Below are 5,430 nucleotides of genomic sequence, written 5' to 3'. Positions count from 1 at the left end.
GCGCACACGATCGACGTCAAGACCGGTCAGTCGCCGCAGCGTTGGTTCACGGTCGCCTGGGCCAATGTGAACAGAAGCGGCGACTCGAACCAGATCCACAGCCACGGCGCAGCCTATTGGTCCGGTGTCTATTACGTGCGGATGCACGAGGGCGAGGGTGGTGCGCTGCTGCTCCAGGACCCGCGCTCACCCGCGATCGCCATGCACGCGCCTACTTACAGGTTCCGGGACAACGGACCGGAGGAGATCGCCTCGGTGAAGCCCCGGGCGGGAACTCTGGTGATGTTCCCGTCCTGGCTTCTGCACAGCGTCGAATCCTGGCAAGGCAAGGGATTGCGGATCTCGATCGCGCTCAACCTTTCCGCCATCCCCTGAGGGGCGGCCGGAAGCCCGTGACGGAGCGGTGCGCTACCTGGCCGCTCGCGCCCCGTCGAAATCCTACTGCTGGGGCGTTGCTCCAGCCGGCGGCGTCGTCGGCTGGGCAGCGGGAACCGGCCCCGCTTTTTGGTAGGCGGCCGCCACCGACCGCTGCCGGTCCTCGTTGTAGCGCTGCAGCCAGGACTGGCCCGCCTGGGCGTCGGCAAAGCTCCAAAGCTGGCGCGGGCCCGGCTTGGCGCCTTCGAGGATGAGTGCGTAGACCGCCCGCTCGACCGCAGCCTGGACGGCTAGATGGGTCGGCTCGTTCGCCGCGACGCCCGCCTCGACTTCGAGAAGCTCGTCGAACTTGACGAACTTGAACGCGCCGCCGGAAGTGGCGACTGATGAGACGCTCTTCTGAGTGACGACGTCGGCGAGCACTTCGCCCGTCTTGACGCTGACGGCCCTCAGATAAACGGTAGCAGTATTGGTCCGGTATTGCGTCGAGCCGCCGATGCCGAGGAAGCGGGCGCCGATCCCGCCCGACTGGGTGTTGGTGTCGAAGCTGATGATCCCGCCCTCGAGGATCACTCCGGCGAACAGCAGCGACGGGAGGACCTGCGCGGGGGTCACTTCCTCGTTGAGATATTGCCGCCGCATTTCCCGGATGATCTGGCGCTCGCGCAGTAGGTTATCGAGACGCTCGCGCTCGATCACGCTGAACCAGTTGCCGTTGCCCGCGGAGCGAAGCGCTCCGATGAGTATGCTGGTGCCGCCCTTGGTTACCGCGCTCGAATAGCTGACGTTGGTCTCCGAAAGCTTCGCCTGGCCGGTCTGGTCGGTAAAGGCATAGACCGCCACCGGGATCGGCTGCGGCGGCGGCGGCATGTAGATGAGATCGCGCTGCCCCGGCGTGACCTGCGCGACGATGGCCGGCGTATCCAGACGCGGAAGCACGTTGGTCCCAGGCATGGCGCAGCCCGACACTGCGGCACAGGCAAACAAGCTCAAGGCCGCTGAGCGACGAATGTCAGAGAACATGTGTCTATCCTAGAGAGGCGGGAAGCCCGGCAGCAGGGTGGATCCCGGCCCCTGGGTTGCCGGGCCGGTCACGCCGAGCGGCGGCAACACCGGCGCTCCGAGGGCCTGCTCCGCGGACTGGCCGGTCGAGACAGGCGAGGCCGAGGTGGAGAAGGGGAAGGGGTTGGTGTTCGTCGGTGTCACCGGGATCACGAGCTGGCTGGTCTCGCCGGTTCGGGAATTGGTGAATGTGACGGTGGTCTCGGTCGTCGTGCGGGTGAAGCTGATCTGCTGATCGCCGACCACAAAATTGCCCGTCTCGCCCGGCTTTGCATTCTGGATGCGGGTGAGAATTCCCGAAGACAAGGAAGAGGTGAGCGAGGCGCGGATCTGCGAAACCAGCAGCTCGTCGGCAGTCGGAGTGTCCGTATCGTCCTTCGGCTCAGCCGGACGATGGATATTGGCGATCCCCAGCAGGTGCTCAGAATAGAAAGGGTTGCCGCCGAACGACGGGTTGAGGAACCGGTGGCTCAATTCCTGCGCCTGCGCCGCGCCGCCGCTGAAAGCCAGTGCCGCACCAAATGCGGTAAGCACCGCTGCGCGATAGCGTAAGGAAGCAGCCTTTCGGCCGTGAGATTGAGTCTTCGGATGCATCGTCTTCCCCTGCCGCAAGCGGCCAACTTGGAACGGTGCGGACTATTAAGGATAGGGCTCCCACGCCGCAACCCTTCTATTGGAGCGGCAAGATGAACGGCTCATTGACATGCATGCGCGGCAAAATAGCCGGCGGAGAGAGCCCGTAAAAGCGCCAGCCGGTAGCTTGTGATCACGGGCTGCGTCTCCCACCCCGTCTGCGGCCAGCGATCGATGAGCTGCCGGAGGCGGGCGAAATCCAGCAGCAGGGCGGCCGGGCTTCCCTCGATCTCATCGAGCGCCTGATGCACAAGATTCCTGTTCAGGGATTCGTACCAGTCGGCAAATTGATAGCCGCGTGGACCATTGAGGATCTCGGGGGGAAGGCGGTCCGCCAAAGCGACGCGGGCCAGCCTTCGAGTCTGCCCTTGCCGGAGCAGCTGCTCCGGAGGAAGGGCGAAGCAGAATTCAGCAAGGAGGCGATCGGCGGTCGGGTCGCGCTCGTCGATCCCCCAGCGGGCCAGCGCCCCTTTCCTGAAACTGCCCATATCCTGTCCCTGGAGAAGCTTTAGCCTCAGCTGCCGGTTGTCCTTCTCAGGCCTACCGCCGCGGGATTCGGCGAGCGTCGCCGGCGCCACGCGATCGCGCCACTCGTCGCGCAGGAACGATGCACCGATCCCACCGCCCGCATAGCCGGAGTTGAGGCGGGTGAGCAGGCTCCATGCTCGCCGCGGCACCCAGGGTCCGAACGATACCGCAAGCAGCGACTTCCATCCCATGTCATTGGCAGCGCAAGCCTGCGCCTCGATCCACCAACGCCGCCAACGGCCGGTGCGCAGGAGATCGGCCAGTAGGGCCGGCCCGCCAGCGCTGATCGTCAAATTGCCGGCCTCGCCCGTCAGCATCACCGAAACGCCGCGTTGATGAGCGGCCTCGCTGACGGAGCTGAGCCACGACTGGTTGCACGGGTGCCCCACCGGCTCTTGATACAAACGTGAGTCGCGGGCGAGGCCGGAGAGCGGAGAAACGCCGGCCGGCCGAAGCACCAGATGCTCGATGTTCGGATGGAGCGAAGCGGTCGCCGCCGCGTACGGGCTTTCGTCGGCGATGCGGCCGCGGGGGACGGGACCGTCGAATCCCTCCCGGGGCGCCGACGTCACCGCGAGCAACCCGGCCGGATCGAGCAGCCGAGCAGCCGAGGCGCTCACTGCATTGCTGTCAAGGCCGGCGCTGAGATGCGAGCCCACAGCTCCCGCGCGCCTTCGAAGGCGGGCGCGAGTCGCGCGATCGAGCTCTTCGCGAAAGGCCTCGATGTAGTCCGCGTCGGTGGGCAAGCGCAGCTCCCGGTCCGGAAGCCGCCAGAAGCCCCTCGTCCGGACGCCGTTGGACGTGATCTCCACGAGCGATCCCGGCGGGACCCGGGCGATGCCACGGAAATAGGTGCTCCCGCTTTCCGGGGGAATGTCCGCGACGAAGCCGGCTAGGTTTGCGAAGTCTACCTCGCAGCCGACTTCCTCCAGAGCGTGGAGCCCCCGCGGCATAGAGGCGAACGCTGCAAACCCGGCGCCGACATGATAGTGAAGCGGCCGCTGGCCCGTGGGATCGCGCGCCAGGGTCAGGAGCTGCCGTTGGGCATCCCAGATCGCGACTGCATAGTCCCCGACGATCCGGTCGAAAGCGCCCTCGCCCCAAGCTTCGTATGCGCGGGAAAATACCTCAGAATCACTGATGGCAGAGGAGGACCGGTCGAGGAGCTGCAGGATCTCATCGCGGTTATCGACCCGGACGTCGGCGACCAGCATCGTCTGGCGGGAAGGCTCCAGCAGCGGCTGGGCATCCAGCGAATCCTCGGGAAGGGTGGCCAGCAGGGAGCGCCCGAAGGCGGCGCTGCCAAGGACCGCGGCGGAAGGCGCACCGGAGCCGTACTCCCGCTGCGCCGACAGGATCGCACGGCATTCCTGCTCGAGCGGGCGGCCATCGGATCCGGATCCAAACCGCCAAAGACCGCCCAAAGCCGTCATGGGTGACTATTCGCTCCCGGTCCGGCGCAAAGCAGACAAAATAAGAGCAGACAAAACAAAACTGGCGCCCACCCCAACGGGCGGACGCCAGTTTTTAGAAACTCGAAGTGCGTTACGAGCGCGAAGCGCCCGGACCGCCACCGTCACCGATGGTGCCCTGTCCGGCCTCGGCCGCACCCGCGCGGAGACGCCGCAATTCGGGAGCCAGCCAAGCTTTACGCCCCTCTGTTCCGACCTTGTTCTGCTTTGCCATTACTAGCTCCCTTACTTGGCTGTTACATCGTTCGAATCTGGCACGGCGATATTGCTGTGGAACTCGGCCACGCGCAACATCTCCTCTACCGGACCTCCTAAAGGGGACAAAATCCCAATTCAAGGAGAAAGTTGCGGGGCGATATCGCTGCTTAGTGGTTCGGATCACACTGTGCCTGCTCGGCAACAGCGGCCTCCGCTCCGTCGTCCGCCAGCCTTACCCCCCAACCCTCTCCTTCCCTTTCGGAGCCCGGGCTCCAGCCTACGGCCCTTGCGGCGGCGGGCGCAACCGGCAATGGGAGCGGAATGGTGAGAGCGCGCGCAGAGGCTGGAGCGGCAGGCAGGAAGCACTGCCTCCAATGCCGCCTGCGTAAGAACGGCTGAGCGCTCGTGGCTGCTTCCCTGTCCCCTGAATTCCGCCTCGCCGCAGCCTGCTGCCGATGGCCACCGTCGCCGGAGCGGGACCGCGCGGTCGCGGAAGCGGCCTCGAGGGTCCGCGACTGGGACCTGTTCCAGCGGATCGTCCGGCGCCAGCGGGTCGAGGGCATGGTGAGCCCCGCGCTGAAGCGCTCGGGAGCCGTCGTGCCGCCGAATATCGCTTCAAGCCTTGCCGGAGCCTCTGCCGCCATCGCCCAGGAGAATTTGCTTCACACCGCAGCCTCGCTGCGCTTGCAAAGCAGGTTCGAGGCGGCCGGGATCCCGATCCTTCACGTCAAGGGGATCACCCTCGGCCTGCTCGCCTACGGCACGCTCAGCATCAAGAAGGCGCGTGACATCGACATCGTCGTTCCCCCGCAGGCGATCGGGCGGGCCTTCGAGCTGCTGCGCAGCGCCGGCCATCGCTGCCTGAGCGCAGACGACGAGGCAGAAGGAGCGGCGGGCGGCGTTCCCGCGCACGCCGCCAAGGAGACGGTGTGGGAGGATCCAGGCGGGATCCTCGTCGAGCTCCACAGCGGCCTCGTCGATAATCCGATGATGCTCCCGGGCATCGGCGTCGATTCGCCCCTCCAGCGCGTCGAAGTGGCGCCCGGCAAGCAGCTGCCGACGCTGAGGAAGGACGAGCTGTTCGCCTATCTGTGCGTTCATGGCGCCACCCATGCCTGGTCGAGGCTCAAATGGCTGGCGGACGTGGCGGCGCTGATTTCCG

The 5,430-nt window shown here is 66.0% G+C and carries 5 protein-coding genes; 2 read left to right on the top strand and 3 right to left on the bottom strand.

The features are described 5' to 3' along the window. The coding region (locus tag VF662_RS16205; protein ID WP_464142987.1) for a TIGR02466 family protein at positions 1-375 on the top strand (375 nt) is incomplete at its 5' end. Positions 376-438: 63 nt separating this feature from the next. On the opposite strand, the gene VF662_RS16200 is transcribed toward VF662_RS16205, so the two are convergent. From VF662_RS16200 to VF662_RS16190, 3 genes are all read right to left on the bottom strand, one after another. Next, positions 439-1,329 carry a CsgG/HfaB family protein gene (locus VF662_RS16200; RefSeq protein WP_464142986.1) on the bottom strand — a complete coding sequence of 297 codons (891 nt, stop codon included), beginning with the start codon at positions 1,327-1,329 and terminating at the stop codon, positions 439-441. A 78-nt stretch (positions 1,330-1,407) separates the two neighbouring features. Continuing rightward, positions 1,408-1,971, bottom strand: coding sequence for a curli assembly protein CsgF (locus VF662_RS16195; RefSeq protein ID WP_464142985.1), 564 nt, complete (start codon positions 1,969-1,971; stop codon positions 1,408-1,410). A gap of 161 nt (positions 1,972-2,132) precedes the next feature. Then, positions 2,133-4,031: an asparagine synthase-related protein gene (locus tag VF662_RS16190; RefSeq protein WP_464142984.1), complete on the bottom strand. Its 1,899-nt coding sequence runs from the start codon at positions 4,029-4,031 to the stop codon at positions 2,133-2,135. A 642-nt stretch (positions 4,032-4,673) separates the two neighbouring features. Between VF662_RS16190 and VF662_RS16185 the strand changes: the two genes are divergently transcribed. Beyond that, positions 4,674-5,430: nucleotidyltransferase family protein (locus VF662_RS16185; protein ID WP_464142983.1), on the top strand; the 757-nt coding region annotated here is incomplete at its 3' end.

It is taken from the genome of Allosphingosinicella sp. (assembly GCF_036387215.1).
Taxonomy (GTDB): domain Bacteria; phylum Pseudomonadota; class Alphaproteobacteria; order Sphingomonadales; family Sphingomonadaceae; genus Allosphingosinicella.
This window is presented reverse-complemented; position numbering and strand designations above follow the sequence as displayed.

Coding starts and splice junctions, on each gene's coding strand:
- VF662_RS16200 (WP_464142986.1), bottom strand. CDS start 1,329: ATGCCTGGGACCAACGTGCTTCCGCGTCTGGATACGCCGGCCATCGTC.
- VF662_RS16190 (WP_464142984.1), bottom strand. CDS start 4,031: ATGACGGCTTTGGGCGGTCTTTGGCGGTTTGGATCCGGATCCGATGGC.